Source organism: Streptomyces violaceus (assembly GCF_036014075.1).
GTDB classification, from domain to species: domain Bacteria; phylum Actinomycetota; class Actinomycetes; order Streptomycetales; family Streptomycetaceae; genus Streptomyces; species Streptomyces violaceus.
In genome coordinates, this window is the sequence record NZ_CP107911.1 from 995,232 (window position 1) to 1,016,869 (window position 21,638).

The 21,638-nt window shown below is 69.3% G+C and carries 14 protein-coding genes, 1 pseudogene and 1 riboswitch; of the genes and pseudogenes, 2 read left to right on the plus strand and 13 right to left on the minus strand.

The annotated features are described in order from the left end of the window. Positions 1 to 1,220: 1,220 nt before the first annotated feature. The 8 genes from OG542_RS04620 to kdpF all read right to left on the minus strand — a co-directional run bounded on the left by OG542_RS04620 (position 1,221) and on the right by kdpF (position 14,114). Entirely contained in the window at positions 1,221 to 1,382 is a 162-nt protein-coding gene (locus tag OG542_RS04620; RefSeq protein ID WP_328408435.1) for a hypothetical protein, read from the minus strand. A gap of 593 nt (positions 1,383 to 1,975) precedes the next feature. Then, complete coding sequence (locus tag OG542_RS04625; protein WP_328408437.1) at positions 1,976 to 5,536, minus strand: SpoIIE family protein phosphatase; 3,561 nt, start codon at positions 5,534 to 5,536, stop codon at positions 1,976 to 1,978. Positions 5,537 to 6,192: 656 nt separating this feature from the next. Then, entirely contained in the window at positions 6,193 to 8,736 is a 2,544-nt protein-coding gene (locus tag OG542_RS04630) for a sensor histidine kinase KdpD (protein ID WP_328408439.1), read from the minus strand. A gap of 12 nt (positions 8,737 to 8,748) precedes the next feature. Beyond that, positions 8,749 to 9,432, minus strand: a complete 684-nt coding sequence (locus OG542_RS04635; RefSeq protein WP_328408441.1) for a response regulator transcription factor — start codon at positions 9,430 to 9,432, stop codon at positions 8,749 to 8,751. 134 nt (positions 9,433 to 9,566) lie between these two features. After that, a complete protein-coding gene (locus OG542_RS04640) occupies positions 9,567 to 10,232 on the minus strand; it encodes a potassium-transporting ATPase subunit C (RefSeq protein WP_328408443.1) in 666 nt (221 codons plus the stop codon). Positions 10,233 to 10,237: 5 nt separating this feature from the next. After that, entirely contained in the window at positions 10,238 to 12,355 is a 2,118-nt protein-coding gene (gene kdpB / locus OG542_RS04645; protein WP_328408445.1) for a potassium-transporting ATPase subunit KdpB, read from the minus strand. Then, a complete protein-coding gene (kdpA, locus tag OG542_RS04650) occupies positions 12,355 to 14,016 on the minus strand; it encodes a potassium-transporting ATPase subunit KdpA (RefSeq protein ID WP_328408447.1) in 1,662 nt (553 codons plus the stop codon). The genes kdpB and kdpA overlap by 1 nt, the downstream gene beginning before the upstream one ends. A gap of 8 nt (positions 14,017 to 14,024) precedes the next feature. Continuing rightward, positions 14,025 to 14,114, minus strand: a complete 90-nt coding sequence (kdpF, locus tag OG542_RS04655) for a K(+)-transporting ATPase subunit F (protein WP_037672136.1) — start codon at positions 14,112 to 14,114, stop codon at positions 14,025 to 14,027. A 449-nt stretch (positions 14,115 to 14,563) separates the two neighbouring features. Next, a riboswitch (cobalamin riboswitch) is annotated at positions 14,564 to 14,738 on the plus strand. A 63-nt stretch (positions 14,739 to 14,801) separates the two neighbouring features. On the opposite strand from kdpF, the gene OG542_RS04660 reads away from it, so the two are divergent. Continuing rightward, positions 14,802 to 15,257, plus strand: coding sequence for an acyl-CoA thioesterase (locus OG542_RS04660; protein WP_328408453.1), 456 nt, complete (start codon positions 14,802 to 14,804; stop codon positions 15,255 to 15,257). A gap of 9 nt (positions 15,258 to 15,266) precedes the next feature. Here the strand turns inward: OG542_RS04660 and OG542_RS04665 are convergent. Together OG542_RS04665 and OG542_RS04670 are read right to left on the minus strand one after the other, a co-directional pair. Further along, positions 15,267 to 16,072: pseudogene (locus tag OG542_RS04665) on the minus strand (short-chain fatty acyl-CoA regulator family protein); the annotation flags it as partial. Positions 16,073 to 16,417: 345 nt separating this feature from the next. After that, complete coding sequence (locus OG542_RS04670; protein ID WP_328408455.1) at positions 16,418 to 17,260, minus strand: class II fructose-bisphosphate aldolase; 843 nt, start codon at positions 17,258 to 17,260, stop codon at positions 16,418 to 16,420. A gap of 200 nt (positions 17,261 to 17,460) precedes the next feature. Between OG542_RS04670 and OG542_RS04675 the strand changes: the two genes are divergently transcribed. Continuing rightward, positions 17,461 to 18,249 (plus strand): DeoR/GlpR family DNA-binding transcription regulator, encoded by a 789-nt coding sequence (locus OG542_RS04675; RefSeq protein WP_328408457.1) that lies wholly within the window; start codon positions 17,461 to 17,463, stop codon positions 18,247 to 18,249. A 62-nt stretch (positions 18,250 to 18,311) separates the two neighbouring features. Here the strand turns inward: OG542_RS04675 and OG542_RS04680 are convergent, their stop codons facing one another. The 3 genes from OG542_RS04680 to OG542_RS04690 are packed head-to-tail and all read right to left on the minus strand — an operon-like array spanning position 18,312 to position 21,480. After that, complete coding sequence (locus tag OG542_RS04680; protein WP_328408459.1) at positions 18,312 to 19,229, minus strand: carbohydrate ABC transporter permease; 918 nt, start codon at positions 19,227 to 19,229, stop codon at positions 18,312 to 18,314. Next, on the minus strand, positions 19,226 to 20,173 hold the full coding sequence (locus OG542_RS04685; protein WP_328408461.1) for a carbohydrate ABC transporter permease: 948 nt from the start codon (positions 20,171 to 20,173) through the stop codon (positions 19,226 to 19,228). The genes OG542_RS04680 and OG542_RS04685 overlap by 4 nt, the downstream gene beginning before the upstream one ends. A 26-nt stretch (positions 20,174 to 20,199) precedes the next feature. Beyond that, positions 20,200 to 21,480 carry an extracellular solute-binding protein gene (locus OG542_RS04690; protein WP_328408463.1) on the minus strand — a complete coding sequence of 427 codons (1,281 nt, stop codon included), beginning with the start codon at positions 21,478 to 21,480 and terminating at the stop codon, positions 20,200 to 20,202. Positions 21,481 to 21,638: the final 158 nt, after the last annotated feature.

A 21,638-nucleotide genomic window follows, 5' to 3' on the forward strand; every position in this document is an offset into this window, starting at 1 on the left:
TGGGTGATCGCCCCTGGCTCTGAGTTCCGCTGCGTGCGGTGTGCACGCTGCTCAACGGCCGGGGCCGGTCGCGTTTCCCGGGCAGCCCGGGGGCCTGGCGCGGCAATCAGGAGGAGGCGGCCCCGTCTCAGGCGAGTCATACATCACCGGTGAATCGAGCGGCCGGCCTTTGGGCGGTCGGCGGCTTCCCCGTGGCAGGGCAAGTCATGGCCTCGCCAAGCTCGTCGGCATTGGCGGGATCGCCACTGAGGGGCCGACGGAGGCCCGCCCCTGACGGGTCGCGCGACATGCCCACGCTGTCGACGCCACTGCACCCGGCATTTGGCCGTGACGCGGTGATCGGCCTGCGCGCGCCCACGGCACGTAATCACCCCGGGGGGCGAATGCGAATTTACTCCGTCATCTGCCCTGCCGGGGCCCTCACTGATTTGCGTATTTCAGCGACCGTCTGCTGACCCGGATCGCGGCGGGCTTCTGCAGCGGGCGGCGCCGTCCGCTTCTTCTCCGCACAGATTTGCGTGAGGCGCTCGAGCGCCTCGTCCTGAGTGCCGTAACCGGGCCCCCTGCGCTGCTTACCGAGAGCGCCCCAGAAGCGGATGGTGGGGATGCGGACACCGAGTCCGCCTGCGCAACCGTAGTTCTGAAAAGAACTCCATGCCGCGGGCGAGCTGTCGAGCTACTTGGCGAGCCCTCCGACCGGGAGCCAGGCACCTCTGCCCAGGTCACCCCATCGTGGCGATCACCCGGTCGGCAAGCCGGGACGCCTTCGTGGCCCATATTGACCGTTTGCTGACCCGAGCGGCTCCACAATGCCTCTGACCTGCACAGATGACCAAACGTTAGATCTCGGACTTGAACAGAGTACGCAGCACTTTGGACTCCTAGAAGACGGCTCCCCGCCAGCTCTCTGCAGGTCAGGGGCGCGCTCACCGTACATCAGCATGCCTTCGACTCGAAGACCTTCCACAACATCGTGCGCCGTGGCGAGCAGGCTTCTCACCTGCGCGATCTACGCGAAACAAGCTGCCGCGAAGCCGCCGGCCACGAGCATGTAAGGAAGACTGCCTCGACCTCATGCAGATTGGATGCTGACTTGCCTGATGAGTCATCAGGTGCGTCGAGGGATCCAGAGCAAGTTGCTGACTGGGGTCAGCGGCGGTGAGGGAGAGGGCCAGGACTGACCAGCACGCTCCTCCACTACACGACCGTGCGCTTCCTTGTCATTTCACCTGTTCCCCATGCCCATGAAGCATGACAAAGTCTCGGATGACGACGGTTGCAGGCGCCCGTTCGGCCAAAACTTTTAGCAGATCGATCTGCCCGGTGAGCTGCTTGATGCGCTGGGCCAGCAGGCTCAGGGTGATGCGGGTGGCCTGGGCCACAGCGTCCTCCTGCCCTCGCCGTCGAGCGGGCTGAGGCGCGCGCAGGTGCCAAACAGCTCGCGGTTGCCCAGACGGGACAGCCGTCCCCGCAGGACCAGGTCGGCGATGACCAGAACTGCCTTGAGTTGCTTGATCCTCTGCGAGCCTTGACCGCGCAGTCCTTGGCGAGCTTGAACATCGGGGCGCTGCGCACCGGACCGTCACCGGACTTGGCCCGCGCACGACCGCTGAGCACCGGCCGCGCGGCAGCCTGCGCGTCGAGCGGATCCGACTTCCCAAGCAGACAGCGAGCCGAGCGCTCGGACCGGTTCACTTCGTAAACCTGGATACGCTGAGCCAGCAGGTAGCGTGACAGGCCCGCGCCGAAGGTCCCACGACGTGGACGGCGCAGCTGGTGGCCGCAGGCTGTCAGCGGTCTTGGGAGATTTCCCGGAACTCGGCGAGGGTTCCGCCCGCGCGGACGAGGTCGTCGTATCGGCTCTGTTCGGTGATCCGGCCGTGCTCCATCACGATGATGTGGTCTGGCTAGGATCCGCGACTCCGTCGGCATGAAGACAGTTCGGTAGCAGTGACTTGGCGTATCAGCAGCTTCCTCAGCGATGCCTACGAGCAGTAGCGGTCGGTTGTCCGGCACTTGCGTCGGTCTGAGGGTCGCCGGTTCGACGCGATGGTTCGGCGGTGGCGGTGAGCAGGGCGGCGTCGTCGTCGACCCTGGCGGGGGTGTTCAGCAGTTCCAGGGCCCGTTCGATGATCTGCTGGGGGTCGGTGCGGGCGGCGGCGGGCAGTGCCTCGCAGGTCTGGCGCAGGGCCGCCAGGCCGTCGTCCAGGGAGAGCGCCCGGTTCTCCACCAGGCCGTCGGTGTACAGCAGCAGGCTGGTGCCGGGTGGGAACGCCACCTCGCGGTCGCCCGGGGTGCTGCCAAGTCCCAGCGGCAGCTCCGGGGGCAGTTCCAGGTATGCGGTGTCGGCGGCTACCAGCAGGGGCGGCAGGTGCCCGCTCGCTGCGTAGCGCAGGCGGTGGCGGTGGGGGTCGTAGATTGCGTACAGGCAGGTGGCGAAGCGGTCGGTGGCGAGCGACTGCAGGTATGCGTCCAGCCTGGTCAGCACCTGGGCCGGGTCGGCGCCCTCCAGTGCGAGACTGTGCAGTGCGGAGCGGAGTTGGCCCATCGCTGTGGCGGCTTCCACGTCGTGGCCCATGACGTCGCCGATGGCCAGTCCCACTGCGCCGTCGGGCAGGGCGAGCACGTCGTACCAGTCGCCGCCGACCTCGGCGCCGCGGTTGCTGGCCCGGTAGTGGGTGGCCAGGCGCACCCCGGGCACCTGGGGCAGGTGGTGGGGCAGGAGGGCGCGTTGCAGGGTCAGGGCGAGGCGGCGCTCGTTGTGGTATCGGGCTGCGTTGTCGTAGGCCAAGGCCAGGCGGTGGGCGAGGTTCTCCAGATACTTGTGCTGGACCGCGGAGTACCCGCCGGTGTGCCGGACCAGCACCAGGGCGCCCAGCGTCTGGTCGTGGGCGTGCAGCGGCAGGGCCAGCACAGCGGCGGGCGCCGGGTGCTGGCCGGCTGGGGCTGGGGTGGTGCCGTTGATCGCGTGGGTGGCGGCGGTGTCCAGGGCCTCGCGGGTAAGAAGGGGGGTGCCGGTGATGTATGCCGGGGGCGCCTGCGCCGGGGCGGATGTCGCAGGGGTGAGGTGGATGCTGATCTGGTCGGCGAAGTCGGGCAGCAGGATCTGGCCGGCGGTCTGCAGTATCTGGTCCGGGTCGAGGGTGGCGGACAGCCGCAGGCCCGCGTCGGCCAGGGAAGCCAGCACGGCCAGCTGGTTGCGGGTTTCGGTCAGGACCTGTTCGCGCAACCGGGACAGTTCCAACCCGGTGCGAACGCGCGCCAGTAGCTGGCGCGCGGAGAAGGGTTTGGTCAGGTAGTCGTCGGCGCCGGCGTGCCGGCCCTGCACGGATTCCTCCTCGCCGGCGCGGGCAGTGAGCAAGACGATGGGCAGGCGGGCGGTGCGCGGGTCGGCGCGCAGCGCCCGGACCAGCTCGAAACCGTCCATGAGGGGCATCATCACGTCGCTGAGCACCAGTTCCACCGGCTGCGCCAGGGCCGTCTCCAGGGCGGCCCGGCCGTCGGCGGCGAGCAGCACGTCGTAGTCGGGCTGCAGGAGCTGGGTGAGGTAGGCGCGCATGTCGGCGTTGTCGTCGACGACCAGCAGGCGGGCCCGGTGGGGGCGGCCGGTTTCGTGCGAGCCGGGGCCGTGGCGGGCATCGTGGGTCGCGGGGGCGTGTGGGGTGCGTGCCGCGGCGGGGGCGGGGCCGGCCGCCAGCCAGCCCAGAGCCTCGTCCACATAAGCCGCGGCACGGCCGGGCCGGCCGCCTCCGCCTTCCCTGGGGGTTTCCCCGGGGGATCCGGCGTCCGCCGCAGGCGGGGCCGGGCGAGGCCGGTGGGCGGTGGCGAAAGGGAGATCCACGGTGACGGTGGTCCCCTGGCCGAGGCGGCTGGCTACGCCGACGGTGCCGCCGTGCGCTTCCACCAGGTCCTTCACCAGAACCATGCCGAGGCCGCTGCCCTCGTGAGAGCGGGAGCGGGCGCCACGGACCCGGTGGAATCGCTCGAACAGGCGCGGCAGCTCGTCCGCGGGGATGCCGGTGCCGGTGTCGGTCACGGTCAGCCTGGCCCGGTCGCCGGCCGCGGCCACCTGCACCCGGGCGCCGCCGGTGAAGGTGAACTTCAGGGCGTTGCTGAGCAGGTTGAGGATGGTCTTCTCCCACATCTCCCGGTCCACCGGCACCGGCTTGGGCAGCGGCGGGCAGTCCACCTCCAGCGTCAGCCCTGCCGCCTCGAAGGCGGAGCGGAACACCCCGGCCAGCTCGGCCGTGGCACCCGCGAGGTCCACCGGCTCGAGGGCCGGGCGCATCTGCCCGGCCTCGGCCCGGGCGACGTCCAGGAGGGTGTTGACCTGCTTCAGCAGGCGCAGGGCGCCGCGCTCGGCCAGCTCCAGCTGCTCGCGCCGCTCGGGTCGGTCCTCGTCGGCCAGGGCCTGCTGGAGCGGGCCCAGGAGAAGGGTGAGCGGGGTGCGGAACTCGTGGCTGACGTTGGCGAAGAAGGTGGTCTTGGCGCGGTCCAGCTCGGCCAGCGCCTCCGCTCGCCGGCGCTGCTCTTCGTGCGCGAGCGCGGCCGACAGCGCTCCGGCCACGGCGGAGGCGAGTACCTCCAGGAAGTCGTGGTAGGCCCCGGCCGGGGGGAAGCAGGGGTTGACGCCCACCACCAGGACGCCCTCCACCTGGCCCGCGCAGTGCAGCGGCAGGGCCAGTGCCTGCTCGACCGGGATCCGGGCGGCCGCGGCATGTTGCCCGGCCGTGCTGCCGCCGGTGAACGAGGCGGCAGGCAGTGTGGCCGGGGTGCCGTCGGCGACCACCTGCGCCAGCCCGGCCGCCACCTTCGACCCGTCGGCCGCACTAGGCGAGACGGTTTCTGGCGCCGACCGGAGCCCGACGGAGGCCGCCGGGCTCTGAAGGGGCTCGGGGGCCAGGTACAGGGCGAGAAACGGGGTCTCCTCGGGGTAGGAGCCCGCCACCTCGGCGACCACGCGGGCGACCTCGCCCGGGGTGGGCAGCCCGGCCGTGCGCGCGCCGGTCTCGCTCAGCAGGCGCAGCCGGCGCTCGCCCAGCACCCGGCCGGTGGTCTCGGTGAGGATCTGCAGCACGCCGCCGGCGGTGCCGTCGTCCAGCAGCACGGGCTGGAACGCGGAGTCGAAGTAGCACTGCTCCAAGAAGCCGTGGCGCTCCATGATGAGCAGCTCATCCGGGACCAGCAGGGGCTTGCGGGTGCCGGTCACGTAGTGGAAGTGGGAGCTCACGGGGTGGGCCCATACCTCGGGGAACACGTCTTTGTAGGGCCTGCCGAGCGCCCAGGGGTGTTTGGCGCCGACGATGGGTGTGGAGCCCAGGTTGTACAGCGTGGCGAATTCAGGCCCCCAGTACAGAGCCATCGCATGCTCGGAGGTGAGCATGAGGCGCAGGCTGTCCACCAGGGGCCCCGGCCAGGAGACGGGGGGCCCGAGCGGCGTCGCCGCCCAGTCGATCCCTGCCATGAGTTCGCCGAAGGCGCCGCCCTCGGCGAACACCCGGGCCGCCGCGGTGCGCGGATCATCGGGCCGGGTCATCGAGAGATCTTCCTCCTGCGCCCATGTGATCCGCGCGCCCTCCGAAGGCTGCCGACGGCCACTCGCTGCGGACCTCACGGGCAGATCGGACACCGGATCCGACGGTTCTGGCTACACTCCTGCCCGAATTATAAATCTTCAGCAGCTAAAAGGCCATTTACCCAGTAATGTACGCCTGTAGCCAAACGCCGACTGGCCCTCGAACTTTCACGCTGCTCCCCTGCCATCACCCCATCGGCGGCTCCCGGCGCTGTCGCACCGGGCGGCTGCTCACACGGTGCCCTGGTCCCCGACGTCGAGCGGCGGGAAGACAGCACCATCGATCCGGAACGACCAAGGAATCACCGGGTCGGACAGCCGCAGCGAGGTCAGCGGCAGCAGTCAGTGAGGTGCAGCGCCCCGCGCCGGGTTGCCCCGCCCGGCGAGCCGAGACTCTCAGCGGCGATCAAGGACGGTAGATCATTTCGAGAAGGCCGGCGGCGATGAGCAGCCACGCGCCGATGCCGATGAGCCACATCCAGTCAGCGAGAGCACCCCCGGTTATGAGGACAACGGAGCCGATCATGAGGCTGACGATCCGGGACCGCATCCCCCACTCCCGGGGTGGTTTCATGCTCGACCAGTCCTCTCAAACAGAGTGTTTGTTGCGCAGACCATCAGGACATGACCGCAGAGGACGCTTCGATCTGATCCGGCCTGCGCTGCGGTGCCGTCCGTACGGCGAGCACCATGGTCAGGCCCCCGCCCGGGGTGTCCTCGGCGTGCAGAGTTCCGCCGATGGCCTCGGCGAAGCCGCGGGCGACGGCGAGGCCGAGGCCGACGCCGTTGCCGCGAGGGGCGTCGCCGTAGCGCTGGAAGGGTTCGAAGATACGGTCCTTGGCCGTGTCCGGGACACCGGGGCCGCGGTCGACGACCCTGATCTCCACCCGGTCGGCTATGGCGCTCGCGGAGACCAGGACGCGCTCGCCCGGTGGGCTGTACTTCACGGCGTTCTCGACGATGTTGGCGACCGACCGTTCCAGCAGGCCGCGGTCGACGTCGACCATGGGCAGGCTCTCCGAGACGTCCAGGTCCACGCTGTCGTCGGGGACGCCTCCCAGTGCCATGGGGATCACCTCGTCCAGGTCGGTCTCGCGGATGATCGGGGTGACGGTGCCGGTCTGGAGGCGGGACATGTCGAGCAGGTTGCCGACGAGGTGGTCGAGGCGGTCGGCGCCGTCCTCGATGGCCTCCAGCAGTTCGGCCTGGTCCTCCTCGGACCACTCGACGTCCTCGGAGCGCAGGGAGGTGACCGCGGCCTTGATGCCGGCGAGAGGGGTGCGCAGGTCGTGGCTGACGGCGGCGAGGAGGGCGGTGCGGATGCGGTTGCCCTCGGCGAGTTCCTTGGCCCGGTCCGCCTCCTGCTGGAGGCGGCGGCGGTCCACGACCACCGCCGCCTGGGCGGCGAAGGCGGCCAGCACCCGGCGGTCCTCTGCCGGCAGTACCCGGCCGGACAGGGCCAGGGCCATGTGGTCGCCGACCGGTACGTCGACATCCGCCTCGTCGGGCGTGGCGCAGGGACGTGGACCGATGCTGCCGGCGCAGGTCCAGGGCGCCACGTCGCTCTCGCGCTCCAGCAGCGCCACCGACTCCATTGCGAAGGTCTCGCGGACCCGTTCCAGGAGGGCGTCGAGACTCGTCTCACCGCGCAGGACGTTGCCCGCGAGGAAGGAGAGGATCTCCGACTCTGCCCGCAGCCGCGCCGCCTGCTGGGTGCGGCGGGCCGCGAGGTCCACCACTGACGCGACGGCCACGGCGACCCCGATGAAGACCGTGATGGCGACGATGTTCTGCGGGTCGGCGATGGTCAGCGTGTGAACGGGCGGGGTGAAGTACCAGTTCAGCAGCATGGAGCCCACCACCGCGGACGCCAGCGCGGGGAAGAGCCCGCCGACCATGGCCGCCGCCACCGTGAGCGACAGGAACAGCAACATGTCGTTGGCGAGACCGATGTCCGAAATGACGCTCGTCAGCAGCCAGGCGAGCAGGACGGGCCCCAGCACACCCACGAGCCAGCCCGCGACGACCCGGGACCGCCCGAGGCGTGCCCCGCGCGCCATCGGCAGCCCGCGGCCCCTGCCGACCTCGGCGTGTGTGATGAGGTGAACGTCGAGGTCGGGACCGGACTCGCGGGCCACGGTGGCTCCGACTCCAGGGCCGAAGACGTACTGCCAGCTTCTGCGGCGGGAGACGCCCAGGACGATCTGCGTGGCGTTCACCCCGCGGGCGAAGTCGAGCAGAGCGGCCGGTACGTCGTCGCCGACGACGTGGTGGAAGGTACCGCCCAGATCCTCGACCAAGGTGCGCTGGACGGCCAGTTCCTTGGGCGAGGCGCCGGTCAGGCCGTCGCTGCGGGATATGTAGACGGCCAGCACCTCGCCGCCCGCACCCTTCTCCGCCAGCCGCGCCGCGCGCCGGAGGAGGGTGCGCCCCTCCGGGCCGCCGGTCAGGCCGACCACGATCCGCTCCCGCGAACCCCAGATCTTCGACACCCGGTGCTCGCTGCGGTACTCGTTCAGATACTCGTCGACCCGGTCGGCCACCCACAGCAGCGCCAGCTCGCGCAGGGCGGTCAGATTGCCGGGCCGGAAGTAGTTCGACAGGGCCGCGTCGACCTTGTCCGGCTTGTAGATGTTGCCGTGCGCCATACGGCGGCGCAGTGCCTCCGGTGACATGTCGACCAGCTCGATCTGGTCGGCCCGCCGTACGACCTCGTCGGGGACGGTCTCGCGCTGCCGGACCCCGGTGATCGACTCCACTACGTCGCCCAGCGATTCCAGGTGCTGGATGTTGACGGTCGAAACCACGTCGATGCCCGCGGCGAGCAGTTCCTCCACGTCCTGCCAGCGCTTGGTGTTGCGCGAGCCAGGCACGTTGGTATGGGCCAGCTCGTCGACCAGGGCGACGGCCGGGGCGCGCCGCAGGACGGCGTCCACGTCCATCTCCGTGAAGACCGCGTCCCGGTACTCGATCTCGTTGCGCGGCACCTGCTCCAGGCCGTGCAGCATCACCTCGGTGCGCGGCCGATCGTGGTGCTCGACGAAGGCGACCGCGCAGTCGGTGCCGCGTTCGACACGGCGGTGGGCCTCCGACAGCATCGCGTACGTCTTGCCGACGCCGGGGGCTGCGCCGAGGTAGATACGGAGCTTGCCGCGTGCCATGGGTTTCCTCGGTCAGGCTTCGAAGCGGTAGCCCATGCCGGGCTCGGTGATCAGATAGCAGGGGTGGGAGGGGTCCTTCTCCAGTTTCCGCCGCAGCTGGGCCATGTACACGCGCAGGTAGTTGGTCTTGCTGTTCTGCGAGATGCCCCAGACCTCCTGGAGAAGGTGCTTCTGGGTGACCAGCTGGCCCCGGCGGGTCACCAGGATCTCCAGCAGGTGCCACTCGGTCGGGGTGAGCCGCACGTCCCGCCCGTCCCTGACTAGCTTTTTGGCCAGCAGATCGACGGTGAAGTCGTCCGTCTCGACCAGCGTCGTCTCCGGGGTGAGCGGGATGTCGTCGGTGCGGCGCTCGGCGGCCCGCAGCCGGGCCAGCAGTTCGTCCATACTGAACGGCTTGGTGATGTAGTCGTCGGCGCCGGCGTCGAGCGCGGCCACCTTCTCGTCGGACGCCTGCCGGGCGGACAGCACCAGGATCGGCACCCTGCTCCAGCCGCGCAGGCCCTTGATGACGTCGACGCCGTCCATGTCGGGCAGGCCGAGATCGAGCAGGACCACGTCGGGTTGGCGAGCGGCGGCGAGTCGCAGGGCCGTGGCCCCGTCGGGTGCCGCGTCCACGCCGTAGTGACGTGCCTGCAAGTTGATCACGAGGGCCCGAACGAGCTGCGGGTTGTCCTCCACCACGAGCACCCGGGTCATGGGCGTGCTGCCTCTCCTGTCGTACGTTCGGCCGTGGGCGTCGGCAGCTGAGTGACCGGTGTCATGGCGTCGGGAGCCGACGGATCCGGGCACTGCTGCCGGCCGCCGGCTCCCGACGAGCATGTGTGCCGCCATCAGCTGTTCGCCACGAGTTCCTTGAGAGCGATGTTGAGCTCGAGCACGTTGACCCGGGGTTCGCCGATGAAGCCGAGGGTGCGGCCCTCGGTCTGCTCGTCGACCAGGGCCTGGACCCCGGCGACGGCCAGGCCGTTCTTCTCAGCAACCCGGTGGACCTGGATATCCGCGTACTCCGGTGTGATGTCCGGGTCGAGGCCGGAGCCGGAGGACGTGACCGCGTCGGCGGGCACTTCGGACGGCTTCACGCAGTAGCCAGGCACTGAGTTGTCCTTCACGACGGCGGCCTTGGCGTCCTTCACCCACTGGATCAGCTCCGCGTTGTCGCCGGACCGGTTGGTCGCGCCGGACAGGATGATCGAGTACTGCGTGTTGACGCTGTTGGTGCCCAGGCCGTTCTGCGGACGGCCCTGGAACCACTTCAGGTCGGGCGCCGGGGTCTCCTGGCCCTCCTTGAGCGGCAGGTTGTACCCCTGGCCGATCAGTGAGGAGCCGACAACGCGACCGCCGGACGTGATCTCCGAGCCGTTCGCCTTGTCATTGAACAGCCCCTGGGCGATGCCCGTGACGACGAGCGGGTAGATGACGCCCGTCACCAGGGTCAGCACCAAGAGGGCTCGCAGACCCGCACCGAGCAATCGGGCGGTGTTGGTCACTGTGTTCATGGCGATCAGCCGATTCCGGGGATGAGGGAGAGGATCATGTCGGTGATCTTGATTCCGATGAAGGGCGCGACCAGGCCGCCGAGGCCGTAGACGGCGAGGTTGCGGCGCAGCAGCTTGTCGGCACTGCCCGGCCGGTACCGCACCCCCTTCAGGGCCAGCGGGACCAGCGCGATGATGATCAGCGCGTTGAAGATCACCGCGGACAGGATCGCCGAGTCCGGCGAGGACAGGTTCATGATGTTGAGCTTGTCCAGGCCCGGGTAAACCGCCGCGAACAGCGCCGGGATGATCGCGAAGTACTTCGCTACGTCGTTGGCGATGGAGAACGTGGTGAGCGCGCCCCGGGTGATGAGGAGTTGCTTGCCGATCTCGACGACCTCGATGAGCTTGGTCGGGTTGGAGTCGAGGTCGACCATGTTGCCGGCCTCCTTCGCGGCCGACGTACCCGTGTTCATCGCCACACCGACGTCTGCCTGGGCCAGCGCGGGCGCGTCGTTGGTGCCGTCGCCGGTCATCGCGACCAGCTTGCCGCCGGCCTGCTCCCGCCTGATGAGGGCCATCTTGTCCTCGGGGGTGGCCTCGGCGAGGAAGTCGTCGACGCCCGCCTCCTCGGCGATCGCCTTGGCCGTCAGCGGGTTGTCACCCGTGATCATGACCGTCTTGATGCCCATGCGGCGCAGCTCCTCGAACCGCTCCCGCATACCGTCCTTGACCACGTCCTTCAGGTGGATGACACCCAGCACACGGGCGCCGTCGGTGTCCTCGACCGCGACCAGCAGTGGGGTGCCGCCTGCCTCGGAGATGCGGTTGGCGACGGTGTCGGCGTCCTCGGCGATCTGGCCGCAGCGTTCCTCGACCCAGGCGATGACCGAACCGGCCGCGCCCTTGCGGATCTTCCTGCCGCCGACGTCCACACCCGACATGCGGGTCTGCGCGGTGAACTCGATCCACTCGGCGCCCACCAGCTCGCCCTGGTGCCTCTCGCGCAGCCCGTACTTCTCCTTCGCGAGTACGACGACGGAGCGGCCCTCGGGCGTCTCGTCGGCCAACGAGGAGAGCTGGGCAGCGTCGGCGACGTCGTCCTCCGTCGTCCCACGCACCGGCACGAACTCGGACGCCTGCCGGTTGCCGAGCGTGATCGTGCCGGTCTTGTCCAGCAGCAGTGTGGAGACGTCGCCGGCGGCCTCGACCGCCCGGCCCGACATCGCCAGGACGTTGCGCTGGACCAGGCGGTCCATGCCCGCGATGCCGATGGCGGAGAGCAGGGCACCGATGGTGGTGGGGATCAGGCAGACCAGCAGGGCGACCAGTACGACCATGCCGAGCTCGGAGCCCGCGTAGTCCGCAAAGGGCGGCAGCGTGGCGCAGGCCAGCAGGAAGACGATCGTCAGAGAGGCTAGCAGGATGTTCAGCGCGATCTCGTTGGGCGTCTTCTGCCGTGCGGCACCCTCGACAAGGTTGATCATCCGGTCGATGAAGGTCTCGCCCGGCTTCGTCGTGATCTTGATGACGATGCGGTCGGACAGCACCTTCGTACCGCCGGTGACGGCGCTGCGGTCGCCGCCCGACTCACGGATGACCGGGGCCGATTCACCGGTGATGGCCGACTCGTCGACACTGGCGACGCCTTCGACGACGTCGCCGTCTCCGGGGATCACGTCACCGGCCTCACAGACGACCAGGTCGCCGATCTTCAGCTCGGTGCCGGGGACCACGGTCCCGTCGACCTTGCGCGCCACGGAGTCCGTCTTCGCCTTGCGCAAGGTGTCCGCCTGCGCTTTGCCGCGGCCTTCGGCGACAGCCTCCGCCAGATTCGCGAAGATCACGGTGAGCCAGAGCCAGGCGCTGACGGTCCAGCCGAACCAGTCGCCCGGGTCCTTGAAGGAGAAGACCGTCGTCAGGACGGAGCCCACGAGGACGACGAACATCACGGGTGACTTGATCATCATCCGCGGGTCGAGCTTGCGGAACGCGTCCGGCAGTGACTTCACCAGCTGCCCGGGGTCGAACAGGCCCGCGCCGACACGGCCCTCCGGGGTTTTGTGACCCGTCGGCGCGTCCTGGTGGGGTGCCAGGGTGGGAGTGGACATGGAGTCCTCAGACTTCTCTGTACGGGTGGTCATCACGCCAGCCCCTCGGCGAGCGGGCCCAGCGCGAGGGCGGGGAAGTACGTGAGACCGGTGATGATCAGGATCGCTCCTACCAGCAGGCCGGTGAACAGCGGCTTCTCTGTGCGCAGGGTGCCCGCGGTGGCCGGTACCGGCGTCTGCCGGGCCAGCGAGCCGGCCAGCGCCAGCACGAACACCATCGGCAGGAACCGGCCGAGCAGCATGGCGATGCCGAGCGTGGTGTTGAACCACTGGGTGTCCGCGTTCAGGCCGGCGAAGGCCGAGCCGTTGTTGTTCGAGGCGGAGGTGTAGGCGTACAGGATCTCGGAGAACCCGTGCGCACCGCTGTTGGTCATGGAGTTCGCCGGAGTCGGCAGGGCCATGGCGCACGCCGTGAAGATCAGCACAAGCGCCGGGGTGACCAGGATGTACAGGGCCGCCAGCTTGATCTCACGGGTGCCGATCTTCTTGCCGAGGTACTCGGGCGTGCGGCCGACCATCAGGCCGGCGATGAACACCGCGATGATCGCCATGATCAGCATGCCGTAGAGGCCGGAGCCGACACCGCCGGGCGCGATCTCGCCCAGCATCATGCCGAGCATGGTGATGCCGCCGCCGAGGCCGGTGAAGGAGGAGTGGAAGGAGTCGACCGCACCGGTGGAGGTGAGCGTGGTCGACACGGCGAAGATGGACGAGCCGCCGATGCCGAACCGGACCTCCTTGCCCTCCATCGCCCCGTTCGCCAGCTCGAAGGCCGGGCCGTGGTGGGAGAACTCGGTCCACATCATCAGGGCGACGAAGCCCAGCCAGATGGTGCCCATCGTGGCGAGGATCGCGTACCCCTGCTTCACGCTGCCGACCATCACACCGAACGTGCGGGTGAGGGAGAACGGGATGACCAGGATCAGGAAGATCTCGAACAGGTTGGTGAACGGAACGGGGTTCTCGAAGGGGTGGGAGGAGTTGGCGTTGAAGTAGCCGCCGCCGTTGGTGCCGATCTCCTTGATGGCCTCCTGGGAGGCGACCGCGCCGCCGTTCCACTCCTGCGAGCCACCCATGAACTGGCCGACCTCGTGGATGCCGGAGAAGTTCTGGATCACGCCGCAGGCGACCAGCACGATCGCGGCGACGAACGCCAGCGGCACCAGGATGCGGACGACACCGCGCACCAGGTCCGACCAGAAGTTGCCCAGCTCACCGGAGCGGGACCGCGCGAAGCCGCGCACCAGCGCGACCGCGACGGCCATGCCGACAGCAGCGGAGACGAAGTTCTGTACGGCCAGACCGGCGGTCTGTACGACGTGGCCCATGGCCTGCTCGCCGTAGTACGACTGCCAGTTGGTGTTGGTGACGAAGGAAACGGCGGTGTTGAACGCCTGGTCCGGATCGATCGACGCGAAGCCGAGCGAGCCGGGCAGGACGCCCTGGAGCCGCTGGAGGCCGTAGAGGAAGACGACGCCGACCGCCGAGAAGGCGAGGACGCCGCGCAGATACGCGGTCCAGGTCATCTCGGTGTCGGGGTCGGCACCGATGCCCTTGTAGATCCACTTCTCGACGCGCCAGTGCTTGTCGGAGGAGTACACCCTGGCCATGTAGGTGCCGAGGGGTTTGTAGGCGAGCGCCAGCGCGGCTATGAGCGCCAGCAGCTGGAGCACGCCGGCGAGGACGGGACCCATGTCGTGTCTCAGAACCTCTCCGGGAAGATCAGGGCGAGGACGAGATAGCCCAGCAGGGAGACGGCCACGACCAGGCCGACGACGTTCTCGGCGGTCACAGCTTCGTCACCCCCTTGGCGATGAAGGCCACCAGCGCGAAACCCGCGAGCGTGGTGATGACGAAGGCCAGATCGGCCATCGCGAACTCCTGGAGTCAGGCTCGGTTGAAACGGACGAGTACAGGTAAGCGCCTGTATGGCCGGATCGAGGCGTTCATTGACGACTCTCTTACGGCATTGCGCAGGGCTTTGACGGAACTCATACGCGGCTTGTCTCTACGCGCGAGTACGAGACCCCTGTGCAGGTGAGCCGCCTCACAGCAGCCGGAAGCGGAGCCGGCAGATCACCGCGTCCGTCTCCCGCCCTACGGCGTGTGCGACGACCCCACCCTCAGGGACCGTACGCGGCGATCGGACGGCCGAGCGAGCGGCGCTGCGGGCGGCCCTCGGGGCGGATGACCGCATGCGCCTCGTCCCCGGGGGAGGACGACGGGGCTCAGCGCCTCGGGGGTCAGGCGGGATGCGTCGCAAGAGGGAACCCGGTGGGAATCCGGGACTGCCCGCAGCGGTGAGCGGGAACGACCGCCGTAGGACGCACTGGGCCCGACGTACCGGGCCCGGGAAGCGACGGCCAGTAGGTGTCCTCCGGACAGGAGGGCGAGCCCGCGAGTCCGAAGACCTGCCACCTGCCCGCGCGCCGGTAGGTGCGCGCGGTACGCCCCTTGCCGCGACTCGCGAAGGAGCGACGTGGCCGACCGGAACGCCATCCTGCCCGCCCCCACGAAGCGCCCGGCCGACTCCCGGGTGACGCTGGCGCACATCATGAGCGAGCACGACACCAACCTGTACGGCACCATTCACGGCGGCGTGGTGATGAAGCTGATCGACGACGCGGCGGCGGCTGCCGCCGGACGGCACGCCGATGGGCCGGCGGTGACCGCCTCCGTCGGCCGGATGGCCTTCCTGGCCCCGATGCGTTCCGGCGATCTGCTCACGGTGCACGCCGAACTCGAACGTGCGGGGCGGACCTCGATGACGGTCGGGGTCCGGTCACCGCCGAAGGTGGAACGCGGCCGGGCCCGGTACCGAGGTCGCCACCGGGCGGCTCACGTTCGTCGCCATCGACGCCGACGGCAGGCCGAGTCCCATACCCGCCCTGGTGATGCCCGGAGTGGTCCAGACGCCAGGGCGCCGGGCCGTTGAGGCATCGGCCTACGCCCGGACCGCCCCTCGGTCGGGCCGTGAGTCGGGGTCGGCCACCGGGTAGGGGACGAAGGTGCTGCTGTTGGGGTCGATCCGCAGGGCACGGCCGAGCGGCGGTGCGGCGCGCTGGGGGCAGTCGAGGCGTTCGCAGACCCGGCAGCCCATGCCGATGGGCGTGGCGGCCGAGCCGTTGTCGAGGTCGAGGCCGTCGGAGTAGACGAGGCGACGAGCGTGGCGGATCTCGCAGCCCAGGCCGATGGCGCACGTCTTGCCGGGTTCGCCTCAGCCGCCGCTGTGCCGGGTGACAGCCCGGGCCGTCCACAGGTACCGCTGTCCGTCGGGCATCTCGGACAGCTGGACGTGGATGCGGCCGGGAGTGGCGAAGGACTCGTAGACGTTCCAGAGCGGGCAGGTGCCGCCGGCCCGGCTGAAGTAAACCCGGTCGCGGACTGGCGTTTGGACATGTTGCCGGCCCGGTCGACCCGGGCGAAGGAGAAGGGCACACCCCGCAGGCGGGGGCGCTGAAGGGTGCTCAGACGGTGGCACACGGTCTCGTAGCCCAGGCCGTAGTGGTCGGTGAGGCGCTCGATGTCGTAGCGGAACTCCTCGGCCGCAGTGTGGAAGGCCGTGTACGGCAGGATCAGCGCGGCCGCGAAGTAGTTGGCGATGCCGATGCGGGCCAGCGCGTGGGCCGGTGAACCGGGTTCGAAGTCCTCCGCGGCCAGCCGGCCCAGGTCCTCGTCGTGTTCCAGCGGCGCGATCTTCGTCGCCATGCGGAAGGCACGCCGGCCGGGCCGCAGCCGCGGGGACACGTTGGTACGAAACACGGAGAAACTGCTCCCGACATGTCTGCTCCCTGCCTGATTTTTGCAGGTCAAGGGCGGTCCTCGTAGGCTACATGGATTCGCGTGTCCGGTCAGCCGTCCCGGGCCGTTCCACGACTCACACCTCATCAGGCCGACGCTGAGATCCAGACTGCTTCCAGTCGCCGAAGGGCGTGGTGCTGTCACCTTTGCTGAAGGCGCTGACGGGGACCACGCCGGCCTGGACGCCGCGGTCCTGAGGGCCGCCGGCCTCCGGGCGGTGACGGTGCCCGGGCGAGGAGCGGTTCGGGACGCCGCCGGGCCCGGCGGCGGACCCCGGTCGGCTCGTCCCGTCCCCTACCCGCCGCCCGACAGGATCCGCAGCGCCGACGTCACGGCATCGGCCATCGCCCGGCGCGCCGCGGTGAGGGCGGGCCGGGGGTCGACGGTCGCGGGCGCCGCGGCGAGTGTGTCGCGGACCGCGCCGGTGAAGGCGGCATTCAGTGCCGTGCCGATGTTGACCTTGACCATGCCGGCCGCCACCGCCTGCCGGAGCTCCTCGTCGGGCACCCCCGTCGAGCCGTGCAGAACCAGCGGCACGGGGACCGCCTTTGCGAGGCGGGCGATGAGAGCGTGGTCGAGCCGGGCGGTGCGCGTGGTCATCGCGTGGGAGCTGCCGACCGCGACGGCCAGTGCGTCGACCCCGGTGGCGGACACGAAGTCGCGCGCCTGATCGGGGTCCGTACGTGCCGAGGGCGCGTGCACTCCGTCCTTGCCGCCGATCTCGCCGAGTTCCGCCTCCAGCCAGAGACCCTGGGCGTGCGCCCACCGCGCGGCGGCGCGCGTGGCGACCACGTTCTGGGCGTGCGGCAGCGCGGACGCGTCGAACATGACGGATCCGAAGCCGCAGTCCGCTGCGCGGCGCAGCAGCGCTTCGTCGGTGACGTGGTCGAGGTGCAGCGCCACGGGAACGGCGGCCGCCTCGGCGAGCGCGGCGGTGGCGCGGGCTATCGGGGCGAGCCGACTGGCGTGGAACCGCACGGCGTTCTCGCTGATCTGGCAGATGACCGGGCAGCCCACGGCTTCCGCCCCGGTGACCACGGCCTCGGCATGCTCGAGGGTGATCACGTTGAACGCGCCGACGGCCCGTCCGTCGCGGCACGCGGAGCTCACCACATCGGCGGTGGGAGTCAGTGGCACGGACGGCCTCCCGGTGCGGTATGCGAGGGCCGCGACAGCCGCAGCAGCAGAGGCAGGGACAGCGGCAGCGGCAGCGGCAAGGACCTGCGGGACGTGCAGGGTTTTGTTCGTTTGAGGACCATAAAACACCTAATCAAGCGCTGTGGTTTCATGGAGATGCGCACATCGCGGCGCACATCGCGGACAGGGAGTTGTGAGACATGGCGGCACCGCAGGCCCGGTGGAGCGCGCTGCTGGAGATGCTGACGCGCGACGGACGGATCGAAGTCGAACCGGCTGCCGAGGAGTTGAGGGTCTCCGCCGCGACGATCAGGCGCGACCTCGACGAGCTGGCCCGCCAGCAGATGGTCACCCGCACGCACGGCGGCGCCGTGATCAACGCGATCGCCTACGACCTGCCACTGCGTTACAAGGCCGCGCGCAAGGCTCCGGAGAAGGAGCGGATCGCGGACGCGGCCGCCGGGCTGGTCAAGGCCGGCGCCGTGGTCGGACTCAACGGCGGCACCACGACCACCGAGGTGGCGCGGGCACTGGCCACCCGGGCCGACCTGAGTTCCGGCGGCGCGGAGACGGCGGTCACCGTGGTCACCAACGCCCTGAACATCGCCAACGAACTGGTCGTACGGCGCCACGTGAAGCTCGTGGTGACCGGTGGAGTGGCCAGGCCGGCGTCCTACGAACTGATCGGGCCGCTGGCCACCGAACTGCTCGCGGAGATCGCACTGGACCAGGTCTTCATCGGGGTTGACGCCATCGACGTGGCCCACGGGGCGACCGCCCACCACGAGGGCGAGGCCAGCATCAACCGGGCGCTGGCCCGCCGCGCGCTGCAGGTCGTCGCGGTCGCCGACTCCTCCAAGCTGGACCGTCGGGCCTTCGCTCGCATCTGCCCGGTGGAGGACATCGACGTCCTGGTCACCGACAAGGGCGCCTCGGACGAGCTGACCGAGTCGTTCGAGGCGGCCGGTGTGGAGGTCATCCGCGCCTGACACCGCACGCCTCTTCAGCGGCGGCCCCGGCCACGGCCTTGGCTCCGATGCGCATCCCGGTGTCATCCCCGGACGCCGCCCGCGGTCAGGCCGGCGACGAGGTGGCGCTCCACGAAGACGAACAGCACCACCACCGGCACGATCGCGACGAGCGACGTGGCGAACAGGTACTGCCATTGCTCGTGGTACGAGGTGACGAAGCCGGGGATCGCCTTGGTCAGGGTCATCCGGTCGCCGGACGAGGTGACGGTGAGCGCCACCACGTACTCGTTCCACGCGCTGATGAAGGTGTAGACAAGCGCGGTCACCACACCGGGCATCGCGAGGGGCAGGACGACACGGGTGAGGGAGCCGAGCCGCCCGGTGCCGTCGAGCCAGGCCGCCTCCTCCAGTTCCCGGGGGATGCTCGCGAAGTACGCGTTGAGGATCCACACGCAGAACGGCAGGTTGAACGCCGCGTTCACCAGGATGAGGCCTTCGGCGGTGTCGGTCAGGTCGAGGCTGACCATTTCCCGGTAGATACCGACCAGCAGTGCGGTCGGAGCGAACATCTGGGTGACGAGGACGAGCAGCAGGAACGTGCCGCGCCCGCGGAAGCGGTGCCGGGCGGTGTAGTACGCGGCGGGCATCCCGACGGCCAGGGCGAGCAGCGTCGAGGCCCCGGCGACGTACAGCGAGAACATCAGCGCGTCCGCGACGCGCGGGTCGCTGAGCGACCAGATGTGGGTGAAGTTCGACCACTCCCACTCGGAGGGCAGATAGGACGGCGGGGACTTCATCAGTTCGGGCGTCGGTTTGAGCGCCGTCAGCAGCATGTGCGCGTAGGGCGCGAGAAACGCCAGCGCCACCAGCCATCCGACGGCGGTGAGCAGGACGGTGCGCAGCTTCATCGGTCCTCGCCGCGTTCTGCGCGGCGCGGCTTTGCGGGGCGCTGCTTTGCGGTGCGCGGCTTTGCGGGGGTTGACGGCGGTCCTGCTCACGGCGTGTCCTCCTGTCGGCGGACGACGCGCAGATAGACCAGCACCACCGCGAGGATCAGCCCGAAGTTGACGACGGCCATGGCGGCCGACTCCCCCACCGACTGGTTGTCGAAGGCGAGTTTGTAGAGGTAGGTGGTGGTCGTGTCGGTGGCGAAGCCGGGACCGCCGCGCGTCATGGCCCAGATGATGGGGAACGAGTTGAACACGTTGATGACGTTGATGATCGCGGCGACCACCAGTGCGGGCCGCAGCAGTGGCAGGGTGATCCCCAGGTAGCCGCGGAGCGGGCCGGCACCATCCACCCGCGCCGCCTCGTACACCTCGGCGGGGATGCTCTGCAGGCCGGCCAGCAGGACGAACGAGGTGAACGGCAGCGAGACGAACACCGCCACGCCCATCATCGCGACCAGGGCCTTCCCCGGATCGGCCAGCCAGTTGACGGGCGCGTCCAGCACGCCGAGGTCCATGAGCAGCCGGTTGATCACGCCGTAGAAGTTGTTGAGCATCCAGCGCCAGATGAGTGCCGTCATCAGCACGGACGAGGCCCAGGGCACGATCAGCGCCCACCGCACCAGCCGGCGCCCGGGGAACTTGGAGTTCAGCAGTTGGGCCAGGCCGAGCGAGACCACGATCGTGACGGTGACGACCCCGACGACCCACACGACGGTGCGCAGCAGCACTCCGGGCAGGTCGCCCTCGGCGAGCAGGTCCGTGTAGTTGCGGACTCCGGCGAACCCCTGGGACAGACCCGTGGAGCTCACCCGCGTCAGGGACGTACGGATCATCTCGACGACCGGCCAGACGACCATGGTCAGGATGAGGAGGGTGGCGGGACCGAGCCACAACAGGGGCTCCAGCACGCGCCATGTCCTGCGGCCGCGGCGCGGCGAGGGCGGCGTCGGTGGCGCCGCCGGGGCCGGGTGTTCGGCCCCGGCGGCGCTCACGGTGACATCGTGGACGGCCACCGGGGTCAGTCGCCCTTCTGTGCGGTCTTCTGGATCTCGCCCAGGACCTTCGCAGGGTCGCCGCCCGCCACCGCCGTGCCGATGCGCTGTTTCACGGCGCCGTCGACCGCGGCCCATGCGGGGTCGTCGGTGGGGGCGAACTCGGCGCTGGAGAGGGCGTCGACGAACGGCTTGTAGTAGGCGGCGTTCTTGCTGTCGGAACTGAGCACCTGACCGGCCGAGTCGGTGACCGACAGGAACCCCTCGGTGGAGACGAACCTGGCGGCGTTCTCCTTCTGGTAGAAGAAGTCGAGGAACTTCTTCACCGCAGCCTTGTTCGACCCGTCGCTCTTCTTGAACGCGACGAGATAGTCCTGCACGCCGAGCGTCTTGTGGGTGCTGCCGTCCTTGCTGGGCAGGGCCGCGACGCCGTAGTTCAGTTTCGCGTCGACCGGGTCGATGAAGCCCTTCCGCATGAAGACCGCCCCGTTCAGCATGCCGATCTTGCCCTGGGCGAACTGGTTGAAGACGTCCTTGCGGTTGGTGGCCTCCGGGTTGGGCTGGGTGACCTTGTCCTTCGTCAGTTTCCGCAGATAGGTGAGCGTGTCGACGTTGGCCTGCTGGTCGATGGCCCACTTGCCCGAGGCGTCGGTCCAGCCGCCGCCGTTGTTCATCGCCCAGATCTGGAACTCGGCCTGCGCCTCCTCGGGGCCAAGGGGCAGCCCGAGGCCGATGTATCCGGCCTTCTTGATCTTCTTGGCGTCGGCCTCGACCTCGGCCCAGGTGGACGGCGGCCGCGCGATGCCCGCCTTGGCGAAGATGTCCTTGTTGTAGAAGAACAGGCGCGCGCTGGAGATGAACGGCAGGCCGTACTGGGCTCCCTTGTACTGCGCCTTCTGCCGGAACAGCGGGAGGAAGTCGGCCAGCACCTTGGGCGAGACGACGTCCTGCGCCTTGTGGACCAGGCCGTCTCGGGCGAAGTCGGAGAACTTGTTGTAGTTGAGGACGTCGGGGACCTGCTTGGTCTGGACGTACGTCTTGACCTTGGAGTCCATCTGCTCCCAGTCGACGACTTCGAGATTCACCTTGTAGCCGGGGTTGGCGGCTTCGAAGTCCTTGATCAGCGCGGTCCAGTAGGCCTGGGTGTCGTCGTCGTACTTCGCGGCGACGAATTTGATCGTCCTGCCGTCGGATCCGCCGCTGTCCGAGGAGCTGCCCTTGCCGCATCCAGTGAGGGCCAGTGCCAGGGACAGTCCCGTGGCGAGGCCTGCGAGGTGCCGTTTCACGGAGTACCTCTCCGCACGCATGGCGTGCTTCGTCCAGCGCGTGCTCGCTTGATTGCGCGCTTGCTTGTTTATGCTCGATTCGGGGTGCTATCAATCACTGAACGACATGATGCTCCAGGAAACGCACACGGTGTCAAGAGCCGTCGCATCACGCATCGGTCACGCCGTGCGCCTGAGAG

Bases quoted from the DNA above. Each gene is read 5' to 3' on its own strand.
- kdpB (WP_328408445.1), bottom strand. From the start codon at position 12,355: ATGACCACCCGTACAGAGAAGTCTGAGGACTCCATGTCCACTCCCACC.
- OG542_RS04690 (WP_328408463.1), bottom strand. From the start codon at position 21,480: ATGCGTGCGGAGAGGTACTCCGTGAAACGGCACCTCGCAGGCCTCGCC.
- OG542_RS04635 (WP_328408441.1), bottom strand. From the start codon at position 9,432: ATGACCCGGGTGCTCGTGGTGGAGGACAACCCGCAGCTCGTTCGGGCC.
- OG542_RS04630 (WP_328408439.1), bottom strand. From the start codon at position 8,736: ATGGCACGCGGCAAGCTCCGTATCTACCTCGGCGCAGCCCCCGGCGTC.
- OG542_RS04640 (WP_328408443.1), bottom strand. From the start codon at position 10,232: ATGAACACAGTGACCAACACCGCCCGATTGCTCGGTGCGGGTCTGCGA.
- OG542_RS04625 (WP_328408437.1), bottom strand. From the start codon at position 5,536: ATGACCCGGCCCGATGATCCGCGCACCGCGGCGGCCCGGGTGTTCGCC.
- OG542_RS04675 (WP_328408457.1), top strand. From the start codon at position 17,461: ATGGCGGCACCGCAGGCCCGGTGGAGCGCGCTGCTGGAGATGCTGACG.
- kdpA (WP_328408447.1), bottom strand. From the start codon at position 14,016: ATGGGTCCCGTCCTCGCCGGCGTGCTCCAGCTGCTGGCGCTCATAGCC.